The organism is Microbacterium sp. STRO-2N, from assembly GCF_057747775.1.
The window spans coordinates 3,596,096-3,616,357 of record NZ_CM173223.1; the positions used below are offsets into that span (position 1 = coordinate 3,596,096).

General features: G+C 70.7%; 16 protein-coding genes. 10 read left to right on the forward strand and 6 right to left on the reverse strand.

Annotated features, from left to right (window positions below):
- The first annotated feature begins 153 nt into the window (after positions 1-153).
- From AC3ANN_RS16570 to AC3ANN_RS16580, 3 genes are read left to right on the forward strand one after another with little or no spacing between them, the layout of a single operon-like run.
- On the forward strand, positions 154-2,148 hold the full coding sequence (locus AC3ANN_RS16570; protein ID WP_488338480.1) for a glycoside hydrolase family 127 protein: 1,995 nt from the start codon (positions 154-156) through the stop codon (positions 2,146-2,148).
- A gap of 4 nt (positions 2,149-2,152) precedes the next feature.
- Positions 2,153-3,409: a RuBisCO large subunit C-terminal-like domain-containing protein gene (locus AC3ANN_RS16575; RefSeq protein ID WP_488338481.1), complete on the forward strand. Its 1,257-nt coding sequence runs from the start codon at positions 2,153-2,155 to the stop codon at positions 3,407-3,409.
- Entirely contained in the window at positions 3,402-4,661 is a 1,260-nt protein-coding gene (locus AC3ANN_RS16580) for a four-carbon acid sugar kinase family protein (RefSeq protein ID WP_488338482.1), read from the forward strand. Before AC3ANN_RS16575 ends, AC3ANN_RS16580 begins: the two co-directional genes overlap by 8 nt.
- Before the next feature lie 47 nt (positions 4,662-4,708).
- On the opposite strand, the gene AC3ANN_RS16585 is transcribed toward AC3ANN_RS16580, so the two are convergent.
- Positions 4,709-5,020: a hypothetical protein gene (locus AC3ANN_RS16585; RefSeq protein ID WP_488338483.1), complete on the reverse strand. Its 312-nt coding sequence runs from the start codon at positions 5,018-5,020 to the stop codon at positions 4,709-4,711.
- Between the two features lie 194 nt (positions 5,021-5,214).
- Between AC3ANN_RS16585 and AC3ANN_RS16590 the strand changes: the two genes are divergently transcribed.
- The 5 genes from AC3ANN_RS16590 (at position 5,215) to AC3ANN_RS16610 (ending at position 9,535) form a co-directional block, all read left to right on the forward strand.
- Complete coding sequence (locus tag AC3ANN_RS16590; RefSeq protein WP_488338484.1) at positions 5,215-5,787, forward strand: NUDIX hydrolase; 573 nt, start codon at positions 5,215-5,217, stop codon at positions 5,785-5,787.
- 48 nt (positions 5,788-5,835) lie between these two features.
- Positions 5,836-6,669 carry a MerR family transcriptional regulator gene (locus AC3ANN_RS16595; RefSeq protein ID WP_488338485.1) on the forward strand — a complete coding sequence of 278 codons (834 nt, stop codon included), beginning with the start codon at positions 5,836-5,838 and terminating at the stop codon, positions 6,667-6,669.
- 125 nt (positions 6,670-6,794) lie between these two features.
- Positions 6,795-8,378: an HNH endonuclease signature motif containing protein gene (locus AC3ANN_RS16600; protein WP_488338486.1), complete on the forward strand. Its 1,584-nt coding sequence runs from the start codon at positions 6,795-6,797 to the stop codon at positions 8,376-8,378.
- 31 nt (positions 8,379-8,409) lie between these two features.
- Complete coding sequence (locus tag AC3ANN_RS16605; protein WP_488338487.1) at positions 8,410-8,982, forward strand: YdeI/OmpD-associated family protein; 573 nt, start codon at positions 8,410-8,412, stop codon at positions 8,980-8,982.
- Between the two features lie 28 nt (positions 8,983-9,010).
- Positions 9,011-9,535: a hypothetical protein gene (locus tag AC3ANN_RS16610; RefSeq protein WP_488338488.1), complete on the forward strand. Its 525-nt coding sequence runs from the start codon at positions 9,011-9,013 to the stop codon at positions 9,533-9,535.
- 56 nt (positions 9,536-9,591) lie between these two features.
- Here the strand turns inward: AC3ANN_RS16610 and AC3ANN_RS16615 are convergent, their stop codons facing one another.
- The 3 genes from AC3ANN_RS16615 to AC3ANN_RS16625 are packed head-to-tail and all read right to left on the reverse strand — an operon-like array spanning position 9,592 to position 12,095.
- Positions 9,592-10,185 carry a DapH/DapD/GlmU-related protein gene (locus tag AC3ANN_RS16615; protein WP_488338489.1) on the reverse strand — a complete coding sequence of 198 codons (594 nt, stop codon included), beginning with the start codon at positions 10,183-10,185 and terminating at the stop codon, positions 9,592-9,594.
- Positions 10,182-11,054, reverse strand: coding sequence for a helix-turn-helix transcriptional regulator (locus AC3ANN_RS16620; protein WP_488338490.1), 873 nt, complete (start codon positions 11,052-11,054; stop codon positions 10,182-10,184). Before AC3ANN_RS16620 ends, AC3ANN_RS16615 begins: the two co-directional genes overlap by 4 nt.
- A gap of 18 nt (positions 11,055-11,072) precedes the next feature.
- The gene (locus AC3ANN_RS16625; RefSeq protein ID WP_488338491.1) at positions 11,073-12,095 is read right to left on the reverse strand and encodes a zinc-dependent alcohol dehydrogenase family protein; all 1,023 of its coding nucleotides are present in this window, start codon (positions 12,093-12,095) and stop codon (positions 11,073-11,075) included.
- A 210-nt stretch (positions 12,096-12,305) separates the two neighbouring features.
- Between AC3ANN_RS16625 and AC3ANN_RS16630 the strand changes: the two genes are divergently transcribed.
- Positions 12,306-12,962 (forward strand): histidine phosphatase family protein, encoded by a 657-nt coding sequence (locus AC3ANN_RS16630; RefSeq protein ID WP_488338492.1) that lies wholly within the window; start codon positions 12,306-12,308, stop codon positions 12,960-12,962.
- A gap of 12 nt (positions 12,963-12,974) precedes the next feature.
- Here the strand turns inward: AC3ANN_RS16630 and AC3ANN_RS16635 are convergent, their stop codons facing one another.
- Complete coding sequence (locus AC3ANN_RS16635) at positions 12,975-16,139, reverse strand: glycoside hydrolase family 2 TIM barrel-domain containing protein (protein WP_488338493.1); 3,165 nt, start codon at positions 16,137-16,139, stop codon at positions 12,975-12,977.
- A 141-nt stretch (positions 16,140-16,280) separates the two neighbouring features.
- Here AC3ANN_RS16635 and AC3ANN_RS16640 point away from each other — a divergent pair, with 141 nt between their 5' ends.
- Entirely contained in the window at positions 16,281-19,037 is a 2,757-nt protein-coding gene (locus AC3ANN_RS16640) for an FAD-binding and (Fe-S)-binding domain-containing protein (protein WP_488340858.1), read from the forward strand.
- A gap of 211 nt (positions 19,038-19,248) precedes the next feature.
- On the opposite strand, the gene AC3ANN_RS16645 is transcribed toward AC3ANN_RS16640, so the two are convergent.
- Positions 19,249-20,262 carry a LacI family DNA-binding transcriptional regulator gene (locus tag AC3ANN_RS16645; protein WP_488338494.1) on the reverse strand — a complete coding sequence of 338 codons (1,014 nt, stop codon included), beginning with the start codon at positions 20,260-20,262 and terminating at the stop codon, positions 19,249-19,251.

A 20,262-nucleotide genomic window follows, 5' to 3' on the forward strand; every position in this document is an offset into this window, starting at 1 on the left:
GTCCTCCTTGACGAAGACCATGCGGGTGAAGGGTACGACCACGACAGTAGGCACGAACGGGAAGTGTGTCAACACTCAGTGTTGAAATTCTATTCACTTCGTGCTCAAATCGTCACTACAGTCAGGTGCACGCCCTCCGGAAGGACCCATCGCATGACCGCCACGACAGCGACTCGCGCCCATGCGCGGCTGCGCCCCCTCGGAGCCGAGAGCGCGCGGTGGAGCAGCGGCTTCTGGGGCGGCGTCCACGAGCGCACGCGCGATGTCACCATCCCGCAGATCTGGTCGTCGCTGAGCGACCCCGCCATCAGCCCGGGCCTGACGAACTTCCGCATCGCCGCGGGCCTGGAGGCCGGCACGCACCTCGGACCGCCGTTCATGGACGGCGACTTCTACAAGTGGCTCGAAGCAGCCATCGCGCGCCTCGAGACCGACCCCGACCCCGAGCTGGCCGCCCGGATCGAAGACATCGCGCAGCTCATCGCGTCGGTGCAGCGCGAGGACGGCTACCTGCACACGCCGACCATCATCTCGGCGCGCAACCATGAAGACGCGCTGGCCCTCGCCGACCGCTTCCACTTCGAGACCTACAACCTCGGCCACCTCATCACCGCGGGCGTCAAGCACTACGAGGTGACCGGATCGACGACACTCCTGGAGGCCGCCAAGAAGGCCGCCGCCTTCCTCGAGGATCTCGCGACCAACAAGCCGCTCGAGCTGGCGCGCAGCGCCATCTGCCCCTCTCACTACATGGCCGTGGTCGACCTCTACCGCGCCACCGGCGACGAGCGGTACCTGCGCCTGTCGGAGGCGTTCGTGCGCGTGCGCGACGACTTCCAGGGCGGCGACGACAACCAGGACCGCCTGCCCGTGCGCGAGCAGACCGTCGTCGCCGGGCACGCCGTGCGCGCGAACTACCTGTACGCGGGCCTCGCCGACCTCGTCGCCGAGACCGGCGACGACGAGCTCACCGCCGTCCTCGAGCGGCTGTGGCAGGACGTCGTCGCCACCAAGCTCTACATCACCGGCGGCGCCGGCGCCCTGTACGACGGCGCCTCGCCCGACGGCTCCCCGTGGCAGGACCAGATCAGCCGCGTGCACCAGGCCTACGGCCGCGCGTACCAGCTGCCGAACACCACTGCGCACAACGAATCGTGCGCGAACATCGGGCTCATCCAGTGGGGCGAGCGGATGCTGTCGCTCACCGGCGACGCGCGGTACGCCGACGTCATCGAGCAGGTGGCCTTCAACAGTCTGCTGTCGAGCATCAGCCTCGCCGGGTCGGAGTACTTCTACACCAACCCGCTCCGCCAGGTGCGGGACCTCCCCTACCCGCTGCGGCGCCCGGGCGACACCGCGATCCACCCGACTCCGCCGCCGCCGCCCTCCGACGAGCGTCTGCGCGAGTCGTACCTCAGCTGCTTCTGCTGCCCGCCGAACATCGCGCGCACCCTGGCCCGGTTCCACGAGCGCGCGGCGTCGCTCGGCGACGACGGCCTCTACCTCCACCTCTACGGGGGCTCGTCCATCGACGTCACGACCGACGACGGTCGCCGCCTCGCCCTGCGCGAAGACAGCGATTACCCGTGGCACGGCACGATCTCGTGGACGGTGACGGATGCCTCGGGCCGAGGCATCCCGCTCCACCTCCGCGTCCCCGGCTGGTCGTCGGGCGCGACGCTGACGGTCAACGGCGAAGACGTGGCGGTCACCGAGCCCGGCACCTACACGCGCGTCGAGCGCGAGTGGCGCGAGGGCGACGTCGTCGTGCTGAGGCTGCCGATGCCGGTGCGCGTGCTGCGCGCCCACCGTCTCGCCGAGGAGGCCACGAACCAGGTCGCGGTGCGCCGCGGACCGGTCGTGTACTGCCTCGAGAGCGCCGATCTCCCTGACGGCGTCGTGCTCGAGCAGGCGGCGCTGCGCCGCGGCCAGGAACTCGCCCCCGTCGAGGCCGAGGTCGACGGCGCGCGAGTCGTCGCGCTCGAGACCGAGATCGCCGTCCTGCCCGAGCAGGCCGATGACGACGCGCTCTACGACGACCTCGGCGACGCCGAGCTTTCGACCGCGAAGACGCGGCTCGTGCCGTACTTCGCGTGGGGCAACCGCGGCGCCGGCGAGATGTCGGTCTGGCTCCCGCTGGTCTGGTGAACCGATGACCGCACAGCACGTCATCGCGACGTACATCATCGAGACCTCGCTCCCGCTGCGGCGCGCGGCGGAAGTGCTCGCGGGCGAGCAGTCCACCGGCACGTTCGTGCGCATCGAGCGCGAGTCCGACGACCTTCGCGCGCGGTTCGCGGCGCAGGTCGAGTCGCTCGAGGAGGTGCCGCTCACCGGCGCCTCCCCGCTGCCCGGCTCCGTGGGAGACCCGTCGCTGCGCCGCCGTGCACGGCTGCGCCTGCGCTTTCCGCTCGACAACTTCGGGCCGTCGCTGCCGAACCTGCTCGCGGCCGTCGCCGGGAATCTGTTCGAGATCAAGGAGCTGTCGGCGATCAAGCTGATCGACGTCGATCTTCCGCCCGCGTTCGCGGAGCGCTACCCGGGCCCGGCGTTCGGCGTCGAGGGCACGAGGCGGCTCGTGGGCCGCCCGAGCGGCGCCATGATCGGCACGATCGTCAAGCCCAGCATCGGGCTCTCGCCAGAGGAGCTCGCCGAGGTCGTGGGCGAGCTGGCCGAGGCGGGCATCGACTTCATCAAGGACGACGAGCTGCAGGGCAACGGCCCCAGCGCACCGCTGGCCGAGCGCGTGCGCGCGGTCATGCCCGTGCTCGAACGCTACGCCGACCGCACCGGCCGCAAGCCCATGTACGCGTTCAACATCACCGACGACATCGGCCGGCTCGAGGCCAACCACGACCTCGTCGTCGCCGCCGGCGGCACATGCGTCATGGCGTGCATCAACCTCGTGGGGCTCCCGGGCCTGGAGTTCCTGCGCCGCCACTCCGAGGTGCCGATCCACGGCCACCGCGCGATGCTCGGCGCGTTCAACCGCTCCGAGCAGGTCGGGATAGGGTTCCGAGCGTGGCAGAAGCTCGCCCGGCTCGCCGGCGCCGACCACCTGCACACCAACGGAATCAGCAACAAGTTCTACGAGACGGACGCCGAAGTGCTCGACTCGATCGCCGCGGTCCGCGAGCCGCTGCTCGGTCTCACCCCGACCGTGCCCGTGCTGTCGTCCGGGCAGTGGGGCGGTCTCGCCCACGCGACGTACTCCGCGGTCGCAACGACCGACCTGCTCGTGCTCGCGGGAGGCGGCATCCACGGTCATCCCGACGGTGCGGCCGCGGGCGTCGCGAGCATGCGCGAGGCCTGGGAGTCGGCCGCCACCGGCGAGGCGGTCGAGGTCGCTCTCGAGCGCTCGCCCGCGCTGCGCCGTGCGACCGAGCTGTTCGGGCCGGTGCGTGTCTAGACTCCGCGCCGCCTTCTACGGCGACGACTTCACCGGCAGCGTCGACGCGCTGCTGCAGTTCACGCGGCGCGGGTGGACGGGGCGCCTCTTCACACGACTTCCGGATGCCGCGGCCCTGCGCCGCGCCGCGTCCGAGGTCGACGTGGTGGGCGTAGCCGGGATCTCGCGGTCGCTCGCGCCGGATGCCATGGACACCGAGCTGCGCCCGGTGTTCGCGGCGTTCGCGTCGCTCGAACCCGAAGTCGTGCAGTACAAGGCGTGCTCGACAGCGGACTCCTCGCCGACGGTGGGGAGTCTCGGCCGCGTGGTCGAGCTCGCCCGCGAGGTTTTCGGGGACGCACCGGTACCCATGCTGTTCGCCCAGCCCGACTTCGGCCGCTACACGCTGTTCGGCCACCACTTCGCCGCCGAGCGCGGGGTGGTCTACCGCCTCGACCGGCAGCCGACGATGTCGAACCACCCGTCGACGCCGATGACCGAGGCCGAGCTCGCCGTGCACATCGGGCGCCAGACTGCGCTTGCGGTGGGGGCGATCCCGCTCGTGTCCTACACCGACCTGGGATCGCGTCTCCGAAAGGCGCCCGAGGCCGCCGTCGTGCTCGACGCCGTCACCGACGACGACCTCGTCGCGGTCGGTGCAGCCCTGCACTCGCTGCCGGGTCCGGCGTTCGCGATCGGCTCGGGCGGACTGTCGCACGGCCTCGCGGCGGCCGATCCCGGGGCGGCGCCGCCGATCGCCGTGTCGACGCCGGCCTCCGGACCCGTGCTCGTGGTGTCTGGGAGCCGGTCGGCGCAGACGCGACGGCAGGCGGATGCCGCGGCCGCCGCAGGCTGGCTCGTGCGGCCGCTCCCGCTCGGCGACGCGGCACTGGATGGCGCGGCCGATGAGGCGATCGCGACGCTCCGCTCGGGGCGCGGGGTGGTCTTCACGTCGGACGACGCCGACACCGCGGCGGCAGGCGAGCGACCCGTGCTCGAGGCGATCGCGGAGGCCGCGGCATCCGTCGTCTCCGCCGTCGTGCGGGCGAGAGCGAGCCGGCGCGTCGTCGTCTGTGGCGGCGACACATCGAGCCGCGTCACGCGGCTGCTCGGCGTCGAGGCTCTGTCGATCGCGGCGAACCCGTGGGGCAACGTCGTGCTGCTGCGCGCACACGCCTCCGACCCGACGGTGGACGGCGTCGAGCTGCTGCTCAAAGGCGGGCAGGTGGGCGCCGACTCGCTCTTCACCGACGTCGCCGCACTCGACGCCTGACGGCGGTCGGGGCTCATCGGGCCGTGGTCGTCTGACCCCGAGGTGGACTACCGCTCGACCGGTTGCCAGATGATGTCGGCGACGCAGAGGCTGCCGTCGGTCTCCCGGTAGAACACGTCGGTCGGCACAGCCTCGCCTGGCGCAGCGCCGACGCCCGATCCTTCGAGGTTGATCCGCCAGGCGGCGTCGAGCGACGGCCTGTCGACCGAGGTCTCAGCGTCGAACTGCTCCGGCTCCCCCGCGCTGGTTCCATCCCACGCCTGTGCGTCTCCGAACTCGCCGGCGAAATCGGCGCACGCGAATGATCCCTGTTCTCCGGGAACCGCCGCGTCGATGAGCTGCTCGGTCGTCTCGATCACGCGGGCCCCGTCAGGTCCCCATATCGCCGTGTCGACCGAACACGCCGGCAGTGCAACCAGCGACGCACCGACGATCGCAACCGCCCAGACACGAGCAGGCGCTTTCACGCGGCCACCGTTGAAAGGAAGTCCACGACACCCGGCACAGTCACCCGATCAGCGAACCGCTCCGTCATGGGTCACACGGTACGCCAATGCAAGCCCTCCGCGCGGCTGCGCTGCTGCGCAAGAGCGGCCGAGTGGGCGGCGACTCGCTCATCACCGACGTCGCCGCGCTCGGCCGACTCGGTCGGGCCTGTAGGGTCTTGCGAGCCATGACTCGCGTCTCACTCGTGCCTGCGTCGTACGTCTTCCTACGCCGGTCGGGCGCGGTGCTGCTGCAGCTGCGGCAGAACACCGGCTATATGGACGGGTACTGGACGGCCGGCGCCGCCGGTCACGTCGAGCTCGGAGAGACGGCGGTGGATGCCGCGGTCCGGGAGGCGAAGGAAGAGCTCGGGGTCGACGTCGACCGGGCCGACATGATCGCCTCGAGCGTCATGCAGCGCACCGACGGCACCGCCGAACCGCGCGAGCAGCGGGTCGACTGGTTCTTCGTATGCGATGCGTGGCGGGGCGAGCCCACGATCCTCGAGCCGCACAAGTGCGCCGAGCTCGCATGGTTCGATCTCGACGGGCTGCCCGAGCGGGTGCCCGACTACGAGACGCTCGCGCTCGACGCCATCCGGGGCGGGCGGACGTCGACCCTGCTGTCGTACGGGTTCTGATCCGGTCGCGGCGCTGTGCTTGACCCTGACACTGTGTCATGGTCGAACGTGGCCAGCACCATGTACACCATCGGAGAGTTCGCCGCCTTCGGGCGCGTCAGCGTGCGGATGCTGCGTCACTACGACGCGATCGGCCTGCTGGTTCCGGCATCCGTCGATCCGCACTCGGGATATCGCAGGTACGCGAGCACGCAGCTGCCGCGGCTGCTGCGGATCGTGGAGCTGCGGGACCTCGGCGTCGGCCTCGACGAGATCGCCTCGGCGTTGGATTCGGACGACGAGAGCGTGCTTCGTCGCGTGCTCGCGAATCGGCGGGCGGAGGTCGCAGCTTCGATCGACGCAGACACCGCACGGCTGGAGCGGATCGACCGGCGACTCTCCCTCTTGGAAGGGAACACCGCCATGACAGAGAACGTGCAGTACCGCCCAGTGGACGCCGTCACCGTCTACGCCGCATCGGGCATCGCCCCGGGCGGCGGCCCCGAGAACGTCAGCCCCGTCGTCGGGACCATCATGCCGAGACTCGACGCCGCGCTCCGGGCTTCCGGGCGGCCCCTCATCGAGCCCGGAGTCTTCTGGTACGAGCCCATCGTGGGAGCGGACGACCTGCGGGTGTACGTCTCGTTCATCGCAGAGGAGGAACCGGTGCCTGGCGAAGGGTACGACGTCGTCACGCTTCCGGCCGTGGACACGATGGCGACGCTCATCCATCGCGGCGACATGTCGGGCATCGGGGAATCGTGGTCGCTGCTGATGCAGCGTGTCATCGACGAGGGCTATCGGATGACCGGACCCTGCCGCGAGGTGTACCTCGAGGCGGACGGCCACGAGCCCGGCCCCGACTGGGTGACCGAGCTGCAAGTGCCCGTCGAGAAGGCGTAGCCGCGGCTCCGCGCGGCGGGGGGCCGATCCGCGAGTGCGATCGGCTCCCGTCGTTCGCTCTTGTGTTCATCCACAGGTCGGTCGCTCATACATACGAATGTCTGAGCCACGTGTCATGATTGAGTATGGCATTCTTCTCCGATCTGCAGACGGCACTGGACGCGCTGCGCGCGGCGGTCGGAGACGACGTCGAGGCCATCGACATCCCGGCGGCCGTGCAGGGCTTCGCCGATGGCGAGGTGCTCGCCCTCATCGAGCAGGCGAGCGTGCTCGTGCGCGGCGGCGAGTGCATCCGTATCGCCGGTACGGGAGTGATCGCGTCGCGCTCGGCTCGCGACGCCGGGCACGGTGGGATGGCGCAGAAGCGCGGTCACCGGTCCACGGTGTCGCTGATCCAGGACCTCACCGGCTCGACCCGCGCCGACGCGGCCAAGCAGGTGCGGCTCGGCGAAGCGCTCGCGGCGGCCGTGGCATCCGTGCCTGCCGATCCCGACGACTTCGACGGCGCGGAATCCGCCGTGGACCTCGGGACGGATGCGGCGGCTTCAGGCGACGCGCCGCGTGCGGTGACCGACCGGCCGTGGCACGCCGTGCTCGCCGACGCGCTCATGACCGGGATGCTCACGTCCGCCCAGCACGACGCCATCTACCGCGGACTCGGCGAACCTCCCGTCGCGGCGGAGGCAGGTGAGGGATCATCGGCCGAGATCGCGCCCGCCGTATCGCCGGCGGCGGAGGTGCGGGCGGCGTGGGAGACCGCGGCGACGCAGTTGATCGACGAGGCTGCCAGCCGCACCGTCGAGGAGCTCGCAGGCGCGGCACGGGCGATCCGCGACCTGCTCGATCCCGCCGGCGCGGAGCGACGGTTCGAGCAGCGCTTCGAGGCACGCTCGTTCCGCCGATGGACCGATCGCGACGGCATCCGTCACGGCAGCTTCACGTTCGAAGACGAGGGCGGAGCGTGGATCGAGTCCATCATCGACACCGCGCTGCGACCCCGCCGCGGCGGACCGCGGTTCGTCGATCCGCAGGAGAAGGCGCGCGCCGAAGAGCTCGCCACCGACCCGCGGACGAACGACCAGCTCGCCTACGATCTGATGCTCGATGTGCTCCGGGCTGGTGCGCTCGCCGACGCCGAGACCGTCTTCGGCTCGCGACGGGCGGGGCTTCGCATCGTCGCGACCGCGGCCGCGCTCGACGACGCAACCTCGGGAAGTGCCGCGGTCGCACTGCTCGAAGACACGGACACGACGCTTCCCGGCTGGCTGGTCGCTCGACACGCGTGCGACACCGGCACCGTGGCGTGCACACTCGACGACCGTGGCAACCCGCTCGACCTCGGACGCGAGGCGCGCCTGTTCTCGGCGAAACAGCGGCTCACGCTCGCCGTTCGTGACGGCGGATGCCGCTGGACGGGCTGCGACCGGCCCGCCTCGTACTGCGAAGCCCATCACATCGACCCATACAGTGAAGGCGGCCGCACCGATATCGACCGCGGCATCCTGCTCTGCCGCTGGCATCACATGCAACTCCATCACGGTGGCTGGCGTATCACCCGCGACGGCAGGGACGACTTCGTCCTCCATCCACCCGACGATGGTGGTGGTCGTGGCGGCGGCGAGCCCATCACTCTGCCCGCCCGGCTCGCCCGCCGCTACGCCTGGGGCGACCTGCAGCCGCCACCTCGAAGGTTCCGCCCTGCCGCGTAGCGTCGGGCGATCGCAGAACTATCCTCCGATCATGGCAAATCGCATGGACAAGCCCGAGCTGCACGTCGACACGGTTGCGGAATGGGAAGCCTGGCTGGACGCAGACCCCGACCCGACCGGAGTCCGACTGCGGCTGCGGAAGAAGGCGTCGACCAAGCCCGGGATCACCTACGCCGAGGCCCTCGATGCCGCGCTGTGCTTCGGATGGATCGACGGGCAGAAGTCGCCGCTGGACGCCGACTACTTCCTGCAGACCTTCACGCCACGACGACCGCGAAGCCTGTGGTCGAAGGTCAACATCGGTCACGTGACGCGGCTGATCGAGGAAGGGCGCATGCGCCCACAGGGCCAGGCCGAGATCGACCGCGCGAAGGCCGATGGTCGATGGGACAACGCGTATCGTCAGAGCGACGGCGCCATCCCCGCGGAGCTCCAGGATGCCTTCGACGCGGACCCCGAGATCGCCAAGGCGTTCGCGGCCCAGTCGGCGCAGAACCGATTCGCGATCACCTTCCGCGTGGCCAACCTCAAGCGGCCGGAGTCGCGAGCCCGACGCGTCTCCGAGTACGTCGAGATGCTCAAGCGAGGCGAGAGCATCTACTGATGACTGACGTCTGTGGTGGAGTGGGGGCATGCGCGTCTCGTCGGTCGTCATAAACGGCACCACAGGCGTCGGCAAGTCAGCCGCTCTGCAGGCCATGGGAGCCGTCCTCGCCGAGCGACGTGTGCCGCACGCCCTCGTCGACTTCGACTTCCTCAGCCTCGCCTGGCCGGCGCCCACCGACGATCCGTTCAACCTCCGCCTCGGGCTGCGCAACCTCACCGACGTCGCGGCCAACTACCGCGAAGCAGGGTTCGAACGCCTCGCGATCGCGAGCGTCATCACGAATCGCGCCGATGCCGAGGCGTTCCAGCGCGCGACGGGCAGCGAGCGGATGCTGGTGACCCGACTGCGTGCGGATCCCCGAACCGTCGAGGCGCGACTGCGCCGGCGACACGGCGCGCAGGCCGAATGGGAGCTGCCCTGGTTCCTCGAGCGGTTCCAGGTACTCCAGAACGAACTCGACGCCGCCGCGATCGACGACGTGGTGATCGACGTCGATGATCTCTCGCCGACCGCTGTCGCCCACGAGGTCCTCGCGGCCGTCGGTTGGTGAAGGAGCGTCGTCCAGCCGCAGCCGCCACACCGCGTCGCGCCTCCTCACACGACCCTCTAGGGGTGTGGAGTCTCGTCCGTCCTCACCCAGCGGACGACCCGGGCGGGAGCGCCGACGGCGACGGCACCGGCGGGGATGTCTTTCGTCACGAGGGACGCGGCGCCGATCACGGCGTCGTCGCCGATGGTGACGCCGGGCAGGATCGTGACGTTCGCGCCGATCCAGACGTTGTCTCCGAGGACGACGGGGGCAGGATGCAGGTCCGCACGCCGGCTCGGGTCGAGGTCGTGATTGAGCGTGGCGAAAACCGCGTTATGTCCGATGAGGCAATCGTCGCCGATGGTCACGCCGCCTTGGTCCTGGAACCGGCATCCCGAGTTGATGAACACTCGCCTGCCGATCCGGATGCCCCTGCCGAAGTCCGTCGAGAACGGTGGGAACACCACGACCGAGTCGTCGACCGTGGCGCCGATCAGCTCGGACAGCAGCTCGCGTACACGCTCGGGCGAGTGGTACGCGCCGTTGAGCTCAGCGGTGATCCGGAGGGCGTCTTGACTTGCCCGGTGCATCACCTCGTGCAGGGGAGAGCCGCCCGCGATGGTGCGCCCCTCGCGCAGGGCGGTGAGCAGATCGTCGATGGTGAGGGTCACGCCTCCGCCCCCTCTCGACGCACCGAGTCCGCGTGCGTGGTGGCCGCACTGCTGCCGAGGAGGGCGAGCTTGTCAGCGCTCGGGCTTCCGGGAATCGCGGTGTACGTGCCGATGGACAGCCCCGGCTCGCCGGGCATCTCGAAGACGTCGTAGTTCAGTTCGAGATCACCCACTTCGGGATGCCGGTAGATCTTGGTGCCCGTGCGGTGCTCATGCACGCCCTGATCGGCCCAGTCCTGACGGAACCGAGAGCTGCGGGTGGCGAGCTCGCCGATCAGTGCGGTGAGGTCTGCGTTGAGCGGATCACGACCGGCCTGATAGCGGAGCATCGCGGCGGTGAGACTGCACGCGAGGGGCCAGTCGGCGTAATAGTCGTGGGCTCGCGAGTCCAGGAAGATGAACCGCGCCAGGTTGGGCCGGTCGGTGTCGAAATGAGGCGCGAACAGCGCGCGCCCGAGCAGATTGGAGGCGATCAGATCCTGCTGCGCGTTGTAGACGACGGCAGGAACGGTCATGTTGTCGAGAACCCGCTGCACCGACTCGCGAAGCCGCCCCTGCACCGCCCCGCGGGCGCGGGCGGCAGGAGTGGCGGGAACCCCGCGCGCTAGGTCGTGCAGGTGCGCCCGCTCGACATCGGTCATCCGCAGCGCGTCGGCGATCGCATCGAGGACCGCCCCGGACGCACCCTGGATGCGGCCGCGTTCGAGCCGTGTGTAGTAGTCCAGGCTGACTCCGGCGAGGAGCGCGACCTCTTCACGGCGAAGCCCCGGCACCCGGCGATCACCGCCCCCCGGCATCCCTGCCTGCTCCGGTGTGACGGCCGCGCGACGTGCCATCAGGAAGTCGCGCACTTCGTTGCTGCCGCTCATGGGATCAACCTACGTCCGTCAGAGTGTGAGCAGCACCTTGGTGGCGCGGCGCTCGTCCATGGCCTTGTACCCTTCGGCCGCCTCCTCGAGCGGCAGCGTCAGGTCGAACACCTTGCCGGGATCGATGGCGCCGTCCCAGATCAACTGGATGAGCTCGGGCAGGAACCGCCGCACGGGCGCCGGCCCGCCTTCGGCGTGGATGCCGGCGAAGAAGAGCTGGATGCCGGGGATCTGCACCTCGTGGTTCACGCCGACGTAGCCCAGGTGCCCGCCGCCGCGGGTCGCGCCCACGGCCTGCATGAACGACTCCTGGGTGCCGACGGCTTCGACGACGGAGTGGGCACCGAGCCCACCCGTGAGCTCCTTGATCTTCGCCACTCCCTCGTCGCCGCGCTCCTCGACGATGTCGGTGGCGCCATAGTGGCGTGCGAGTGCCTGACGCTCCGGGTGGCGCGACATCGCGATGATGCGCTCCGCGCCGAGCTGCTTCGCAGCGAGGATCGCCATGAGCCCGACCGCGCCGTCACCGACGACCGCGACCGTCTTCCCCGGCCCGGTATCGGCGGCCACCGCGGCGTACCAACCCGTGCCGAGCACGTCCGAGGCCGCCAGGAGGTGGCGCATCTGCTCGTCGGTCGGCTGGCTCGGCGTTACGACCAGCGTTCCGTCCGCGTGCGGGATGCGTGCCTTCTCGGCCTGAGTGCCGATCGCCCCGGCGACGAACTCGCGGTGCACGCACTGGGACTGGTAGCCGGCCCGGCAGATCTCGCACGTGTTGTCGGAGATCACGAACGACCCGACGACGAAGTCGCCGACCTCGAGGCTCGTCACGTCCGCGCCGATCTGCTCGACCACGCCCACGTACTCATGACCCATCGGCGTGCGGTCCACGGGCTCGATGCCGCGGTAAGGCCACAGATCCGATCCGCAGATGCACGTCGCCGTCAGGCGCACGATCGCATCGGTCGGGTCGATGATCCTGGGATCCTCGCGCTCCTCCACCCGCACGTCACCCGGCGCGTACATCACAACTCCACGCATCAGCGAGGTCTCCTTCCGTCGGCAGACAGGACGGCGGCGTGAGTCGGCCGCCGTCACCGGCGGGCGCTGTTCGGGTCTGCCCGCCGCTTCCATTCAACGAGGGGCCGAGCGATGGTGAGAGGCTCTGTCAGACACCCCCGGGCCGGGGCCGCGCCGTCTGCGGAGCGCGGGGACGTGGGCGCCGCCGCGACGAGACACTACGGTGGCGGTGTGTCCACCGATGATCCGCTGCCCGATCGTCCTGCCCCCCACGACCCGTCGGGGAAGCTGGTTCTGCTGCGCCATGGCGAGACGGAGTGGTCGAGGGAGGGCCGGCACACCGGGCTCACGGATATCCCGCTCACCGCTCGCGGCGAGAACCTCGCCCGCAACGCGGGCCGGCTCGTCGCCGGCTACGACTTCTCACTCGTCCTGAGCTCGCCGTTGCAGCGTGCACGACGGACGGCCGAACTGGCGGGCCTTACCGCCGAGGTGGATCCTCTCCTGACCGAGTGGGACTACGGAGGCTACGAAGGGCGCACGACCCGCGACATCCGTCACGAACTCGGTTACAAGTGGAGCGCCTTCACCCACGGCGTGATCCGCGGGAACACCCCGGGCGAGACCGTGGAAGAGGTCGCCGCACGAGCCTCGCGCGTGCTCACGCGCGTGCTGCCCGCGATGGCGCAGGGGGATGTCGCCCTCGTCGCGCACGGGCACCTCCTGCGCATCCTGACGGCCGTGTTCCTGCGGTTGGCACCGCGCTTCGGCGGGCAGCTCACTCTGGACGCCGGTTCGGTGTCGGTACTGGGCTTCTACCGCGAGCAGCCCGCCATCCTGTCGTGGAACTACGGGCTCGAACTGCCGCTCGAGCCCTCGGAATCCTGATCTGTCCGCGGCTCAGCGCGTCCCGAGCCACACGCTCCACGACGTGCGTTCGCGGGGCACCCGGTACCGCTCGGGCAGGGCGGGGCCGACGGATGCCGAGCCCAGACCCTGCTGCATGCGGTCGATGTTGAGCCACACCCGGCCGGAGTCGACCAGCTCGTGCGGCTTGGCGGCGCGCTCGAGGTCATGCGAGGTCCAGCGGCGTGCGGTGAAGTCGAACTCGGGGCGCCCCTCGACCCGCAGCGTCGGCATCCCGCCGCCCGCGACCTCCAGCCAGCGCGTCTGCACATGGTTGCCGTTCTCCTGCGGCACCGGATACGGCACCTGCAGCTCGTCGATCGGCCGCGAGAATCGCCCGACGCGCGACCCCTCGTGCGAATCGACGTAGGTCTCGCCCGGTCCACGACCGAACCACGTGACGCGCTGGGCCATGCCGGGCATCGCGAAGAGCAGGCCGAGGCGCGGCACCCAGATGTCGCGATGCATGTAGGGCGTATCGGCCCAGGGCCCGACGAAGTCCACCTCGACGTCGAGTCGCAACCCGTCGCCGGCGGTCGCCCAGGTCATCGACCACGCCACCCCGTGCGGATGCGTCCGCGGTGCCGTGCGGCCGCGAACCCGCAGCGAGTCCCCCGCGACCGACACCTCATCAACCCGGTGCAGCAGCCGGTGCAGCATGGTCTTGCGCCACACTGCGGCGACGTTGTTGGTGTCGCCCTGCCCGTGGTCGTTCTCGGTCGGCGCCCGGTAGAGGTCGAGCACCGGACCCTCGAGCTCGAGGTCGCCGATGCGCAGGAGTCGCCCGGTCGCCGCGTCGAACCCGCCGGGGCCGAGGCGCACGATGCCGTCCGTCGCTGGGTGGCCGGCCGGCCCTGAACCACCGTGATGGTTCCGAGACACGACGGGTTCGGCGGTGGCTCGCCGGTTCTCCGGTGTTCCGCCTCCCACGGCTGGAGCCGCGACCGACTCGGAGGGTTCGGCGACGGATGTCTCGACCCCGGCGCCCGTCCCGAACACCCGCTGGCCCCACGCCACGACGTGGCCGGCCGGTGCCCACAGGGTTGCCGCCGCCAGGGCCGCCTCGACGGTGAGCACGGCGTCCGGTTGCCCGTATGCGGCGGTCGCGGCATCCGGAATCCGCACTCCCGCCGACGCACCCGCCGCCAGCTCGCCTACCGGAAGCACCCCGCTCGAGACAACGTCACCGTCGGCTGCGAGGCTCCATCGGAACACCAGATCTGCGGTGGATACATAGTGTCGGTTGTTCACTATGTACACCAGGTCGGGGTGCACGTCGATCGACAACGGCTCGTGCGCCTTGGTCAGCTCGACGAGTCCGGGCGTCGGCGTGCGGTCGCTGAACACCAGACCGTGCAGGCTGAAGCGGCCGCCGCGGGGCTCGTAGTCGACGTCGTCGCCGTGCATCGTGAACGGGATGCCGTCGGCCGTGGCGGCCGTGAGCCCGTGGTCGATCCACTCCCACACGAACGCGCCGCACAGCCGATCGTGCGCATTGATGATGCGCCAGTAGTCCTGGAGCGACCCCGGACCGTTGCCCATCGCGTGCGCGTACTCGACGAGCAGGAACGGCAGTCCGCGACGGCGCTCCTCGTCGGCCTCGGTGACACCGGCGGGGAGCGGGGTCACGGCGCCCGGCTCGTCGAACACCATGCCGTGCATGCTCAGCCGCCCGCCGCGCGGCTCCTCCCGACGCCCGATGGCGTCGAGCAGCTCGAGCGACGGATACATCAGCGAGTAGAAATCGGAGTCCCGGTAGCTCGGGTCGCGCTCGTAGAGCACGGCCCGCGACGGGTCGCGCTCGTCGAGCCAGCGACGCATCTCGCCGAACCCGTCTCCGGTCATGCTCTCGTTCGCGAGCGACCACACCACGACGCTCGGGCGGTTCTTGTCGCGCTCGACCGTGCGGCGCAGACGGTCCATGATCGCCTCGCGCCACTCCGGCAGTGCGGGCGGGTTGTGCTCCCACCCCTCGTAGATGAAGCCGTGGGTCTCGAGATCCACCTCGACGATCACCCACAGCCCGTACTCGTCGCACAGCCGGAGGAATTCGGGATGCGGCGGGTAGTGGCTCGTCCGCACGGCGTCGACGTTCGCGCGCTTCATCATCACGATGTCCTGGATCATCGTGTCGCGGTCGAGCGCTCGGCCGGTCTCGGGGTGGTGCTCGTGGCGGTTCACACCGCGGAGCTTCACCGCGCGCCCGTTCACGGTGAACACGCCGTCGACGATCTCGACGTGCCGGAACCCGACCGCGAGCTCGACGGTCTCGCCGCGCGATCGCAGCGTGCCGCGGTACAGCCGTGGGCGCTCCGCGCTCCACGGCTCCACCGGGACGGTCGCCGTGTCACCGGCAGGCATGCGGATGCCGAGCTCGGGGATTTCGACGACGGCCTCGGTCGAGGCATCCACCCGCAGCGTCCCCAGGCCCGTCGCGGCGTCGAAGTCGGCGTGCACGAAGTGGTCGTCGATCGCACCGTCGGGACGCGCGATCAGCTCGACATCGCGGAAGATGCCGGGAAGCCACCACATGTCCTGGTCTTCGAGATACGTGCCCGCCGACCAGCGGTGCACGCGCACGCACAGTACGTTGCGGCCCTCGCGCACCGGAGCGTCGAACTCGAACGGCAGGCGGCTGCCGGTCGACCAGCCGAGCTCCCCGCCGTTGAGCCACACCTTGGCGCACGAGTCCACGCCCTGGAACCGCAGCACCGCGGCGCCGAACCCCGCGGGCACATCGAACACGAGCCGGTAGTCGCCGGTCGGGTTCTCGGTCGACACGTGCGGGGGATCGAGGGGGATGGGGTACGCGGTGTTCGTGTAGAGCGGGCCTTCCTCGGTGCCCAGCATGCGGCGCGCACCCCCACCGGCGAGCGGCGTGAACTCCTCGAGCACCCAGTGCGAAGGCACACGCATCGGATCCCACGCGGAGTCGTCGAAGCCGTCGGCGAGGAACGCGGCGCCCGTGCCCTCGGCGGTCGGCGAGAGGCGGAACCGCCATGTGCCGTTGAGGCTCAGCACCGCGGCGTCGGTCACGGCGTCGGCACGCGGCTCACGCCGGCCGGCGCCCGGCGCCGTACTCTCCCAGTAGCAGTCAGCGACGGCAGTGGAGGTGGCGGCGACGGATCGACTAGTCTGCATGTCCATGGGAGTGTGCATATCCATTCTTTATTGAATGTGGTTGCAGTTTAGCTCAGAGGAGTCCGCGTGACACGAACGGCATCGACGACGCTTCCTTCTGCGCGCGTCCCCGATGCGATCGCCCGTGCGGTCGCCGAATCCTCGCGACTGAAGACGCGCATGATCGACCGGGTCTCGTACGCGAGCGACGCGTCGCACTTCCTCCTCACGCCCGAGGCCGTGGTCGTCGCCGAGGACGCCGCAGAGGTCGGGCGGCTCATGCGCGCGGCCGGTTCCACCGGATCGCGGCTCACCTTCCGCTCGGGAGGTACGAGCCTGTCGGGCCAGGCCGCGACCGACGGCCTGCTGATCGACGTGCGCCGCCGATTTCGCCGCATCGACGTGCTCGACGGCGGGCGGCGCGTGCGCGTGCAGCCCGGCGCCACCGTTCGTCAGGTCAACGCGCGCCTCGCCCGTCACGGCTACCGCCTCGGACCCGACCCCGCGAGCGAGATCGCGTGCACCATCGGCGGCGTCGTCAACAACAACTCCAGCGGCATGGCGTGCGGCATCACCGAGAACACGTACCAGACGCTCGAGTCGCTCGTCCTGGTCCTGCCGTCGGGCACCGTCGTCGACACCGGGGAACCCGACGCGGACGCCGCACTCAGGGCGGCGGAACCCGACCTCGCCGACCGGCTGATGCGGCTGCGCGAGCGCGTCGTGTCGAACCCGCACTCGGTCGAGATCATCCGACGGCAGTTCGCGATGAAGAACACCATGGGGTACGGCATCAACGCGTTCCTCGACTTCGACTCGCCGGCCCAGCTGCTCGCCCACCTCGTCGTCGGCAGCGAGGGCACGCTCGCCTTCGTCGCCGAGGCCACCTACCGCACGGTCCCGGTGCGGCCGCGGGTCTCGACGGCCCTCACCGTGTTCCCCGATCTCGACACCGCCACCCGTGCGCTGCCGGATCTGGTCGCGACGGGCGCGGCGACGCTGGAACTCATGGATGCCACGTCCCTGCGTGTCGGGCAGACCCTCGCAGGTGCGCCCCCGCAGATCCTCGGACTCGCGGTGCGCGAGCAGGCCGCGCTGCTCGTGGAGTACCACGCGGACGCGGATGACGAGCTGGCCGAGCTCGTCGCGCTCGGCGCCCGCACGCTCCAGGCCCAGCCGCTCGAGACGCCGGCCGCGTTCTCGGCCGATCCCGTGGAGCGCGCCGCCGCATGGAAGCTGCGCAAGGGCCTCTACGCGTCGGTCGCCGGCGCCCGTCCGAGCGGCACGACCGCCCTCCTCGAGGACGTCGTCGTGCCCGTCGAGCGTCTCGCCCCGACGTGCGCGAGCCTTCAGGATCTCTTCGCGCGCTACGGCTACCGCGACAGCGTCATCTTCGGGCACGCCAAGGACGGCAACATCCACTTCATGCTGACCGACCGGTTCGAGACGTCCGATCAGCTCGCGCGCTACTCCGGATTCACGGAGGACATGGTCGATCTCGTGCTCGGCGAAGGCGGCAACCTCAAGGCCGAGCACGGCACCGGGCGCGCGATGTCGGCGTATGTCCGCCGCCAGTACGGCGACGAGCTGTACGACGTCATGCGCGAGCTGAAGCGCCTGTGCGATCCGCACGGGATCCTCAACCCCGGCGTCATCATCGACGACAACGCCGACGCGCACCTCGAGCACATCAAGCTCGCCGACACGATCGAGCCCGAAGCCGACCGCTGCGTCGAGTGCGGCTACTGCGAGCCGGTGTGCCCGAGCAAGGACCTGACGCTCACACCCCGGCAGCGCATCGTCACGCGCCGCGCGATCGTCCGAGCCGAGGCATCCGGCGATCAAGCGCTCGCGCGCGAGCTGGAACGCGACTACGACTACGCGGGGGTCGACACGTGCGCCGTCGACGGCATGTGCCAGACCGCGTGCCCGGTGCTGATCAACACCGGGAGCCTCGTCAAGCGGCTGCGCCGTGAGGACGCCGGCGCGGTCGCGGGGACTGCGTGGGCCGGTGCTTCACGCGCCTGGGGTCGCGTCACGCGCGCCGCTTCGACCGGCCTCAGCCTCGCCGACCGCCTGCCCGCGCCGGTCGTGACGGTGGCGACCGATGTGGGCCGGACCGTCCTCGGCGCCGACACCGTGCCCCGCTACTCCGCCGACCTGCCGCGCGGCGGCACTCCCCGCAGTAGGCTCGGCGCAGAGGTCGGCGCCGGCCCCGAAGCCCCCGTCGCGGTGTACCTGCCCGCGTGCGTCAACACGATTTTCGGCCCGGCGGGCGACGGAGTCGGCGTGATCGAAGCGTTCCGGCTGCTCGCGGAACGCGCGGGCGTACGGCTCATCGTCCCCGACGGCGTCGACGCGCTGTGCTGCAGCACGCCGTGGACGTCCAAGGGCTTCACGAAGGGGCGCGACGTGATGCTGCACCGCGTGGGCGAGGCCGTCGCCACCGCGACCCGCGGCGGCGAGCTGAGCGTGGTGACGGATGCCTCGAGCTGCACCGAGGGCTTCATCCACCTGCTCGCCGATGCCGGCGTCGACGCGCGCGTCGAGGACGCCGTCGCGTTCGCCGAGCGGGTGCTGCTGCCCCGGCTCGGAGCCGTCGCCCCCGTCGTCGCGACGCTCGCGCTGCATCCGACCTGCTCGTCGGCGCAGCTCGGGCTGGATGCGTCGCTGCGCCGCGTGGCCGAGGCCGTCGCGACGGCCGTCGTGGTGCCGGACGCGTGGGGCTGCTGCGCCTTCGCGGGAGACCGCGGGATGCTGCATCCCGAACTCACGGCGTCCGCGACCGCCGCCGAAGCAGCCGAGGTGAGGGCCCTGGGCGCCGACGCGCACGCGTCGTGCAACCGCACGTGCGAGCTCGGCATGACGCGTGCGACGGGCGCCGACTACCGCCACGTCCTCGAGCTGCTCGAAGAGGCGACCCGCCCCCGATCCTGACGCAGCGTCGCGTCCGGCGTGCGCCCGCGCCCGCTGCCCGCTCAGGTGTGTCACAACACGCGGCTACGCGCGCCGGATACCGCGTGTCGTGACACCCCAACACCAGTCCGCGCGACGGCCCCCGACTCAGGTGTCACAACACGCGGCAACCCGCGCCGGATACCGCGTGTCGTGACACCCGAACGCCGCGCCGCCGGCAGCGCCTGCGGGCTCAGCCGCCTGTGGACTCACGCACCACGAGCTCGGGCTGGAACCTCACGCGGCGCTCGTGCCCGCCGTCAGGGTCGTCGAGCTCGGTCAGCAGCAGGTCGACAGCGGTGTAGCCGATGAGGTGGGCGGGCTGGCGGATCGAGCTCAGCGGCACGACCGTCGCCGAGGCGAAGTCGATGTCGTCGTAGCCGATCAGTGCGATGTCGTGCGGCGCGGCGACGGAGGGCGACACCGAGAACGCCTGCAGCACGCCGATCGCGAGCAGGTCGTTCGCGGCGAACACCGCGTCCGGCCGCGCCGCGGCGGGCCGCGCGCGGATCGCCTCACCGGCGGCGCGCCCCTGCAGCACGGACAGCGCGGGCGTCTCGATCACCTCGAGAGAGGCATCCTCCACCTGATCCACTGCTCGTCGGGCGCCTTCGAGCCGGTCGGCCACCTGCCGGATCGTCGTCGGCCCGCCGACGAAGGCCACCCGGCGCCTTCCCGCCGAAAGCAGATGACCGACGGCCAGGCGGCCGCCTTCGACGTCGTCGACCGACACCGACGCGAGCGCGCGCGGGGAGTCCTCGGCGTCCTCGTGGTCGACGAGGACCACCGGCACCCCGCCGTTGCGGAGGCGGTCCAGTCGTGACAGGTCGGCGCCCACGGGGGTGACGAGCACGCCGTTGACGCGCTGCTCGCGGAACAGGTCGAGATACGCCTCCTCACGGTCGGTGCGTTCGTCGCTGTTGCCCAGCAGCACGCTCATCCCGGACTCCGCGGCCCGATCCTCGGCACCCCGGGCGACCTCGGCGAAGAACGGGTTGCCGGCGTCGAGGACGATCAGCGCGATGCTGCGGCTGCGGCCGGCGCGCAGCTGCCGGGCGGCGTCGTTGCGCACGAACCCGAGCTCGTCGATCGCCCGCATCACCCGCTCCACGGTCGCCGGCGACACCTTCGACGGCCGGTTCAGCACGTTCGACACGGTGCCCACAGACACGGACGCCGCAGCCGCGACATCCCGCACGCTCACCAT

Coding starts and splice junctions, on each gene's coding strand:
- AC3ANN_RS16590 (WP_488338484.1), top strand. CDS start 5,215: ATGCAAGCCCTCCGCGCGGCTGCGCTGCTGCGCAAGAGCGGCCGAGTG.
- AC3ANN_RS16645 (WP_488338494.1), bottom strand. CDS start 20,262: ATGGTGAGCGTGCGGGATGTCGCGGCTGCGGCGTCCGTGTCTGTGGGC.
- AC3ANN_RS16605 (WP_488338487.1), top strand. CDS start 8,410: ATGGCAAATCGCATGGACAAGCCCGAGCTGCACGTCGACACGGTTGCG.
- AC3ANN_RS16640 (WP_488340858.1), top strand. CDS start 16,281: ATGATCGACCGGGTCTCGTACGCGAGCGACGCGTCGCACTTCCTCCTC.
- AC3ANN_RS16635 (WP_488338493.1), bottom strand. CDS start 16,139: ATGCACACTCCCATGGACATGCAGACTAGTCGATCCGTCGCCGCCACC.
- AC3ANN_RS16610 (WP_488338488.1), top strand. CDS start 9,011: ATGCGCGTCTCGTCGGTCGTCATAAACGGCACCACAGGCGTCGGCAAG.
- AC3ANN_RS16600 (WP_488338486.1), top strand. CDS start 6,795: ATGGCATTCTTCTCCGATCTGCAGACGGCACTGGACGCGCTGCGCGCG.
- AC3ANN_RS16575 (WP_488338481.1), top strand. CDS start 2,153: ATGACCGCACAGCACGTCATCGCGACGTACATCATCGAGACCTCGCTC.
- AC3ANN_RS16625 (WP_488338491.1), bottom strand. CDS start 12,095: ATGCGTGGAGTTGTGATGTACGCGCCGGGTGACGTGCGGGTGGAGGAG.
- AC3ANN_RS16570 (WP_488338480.1), top strand. CDS start 154: ATGACCGCCACGACAGCGACTCGCGCCCATGCGCGGCTGCGCCCCCTC.
- AC3ANN_RS16620 (WP_488338490.1), bottom strand. CDS start 11,054: ATGAGCGGCAGCAACGAAGTGCGCGACTTCCTGATGGCACGTCGCGCG.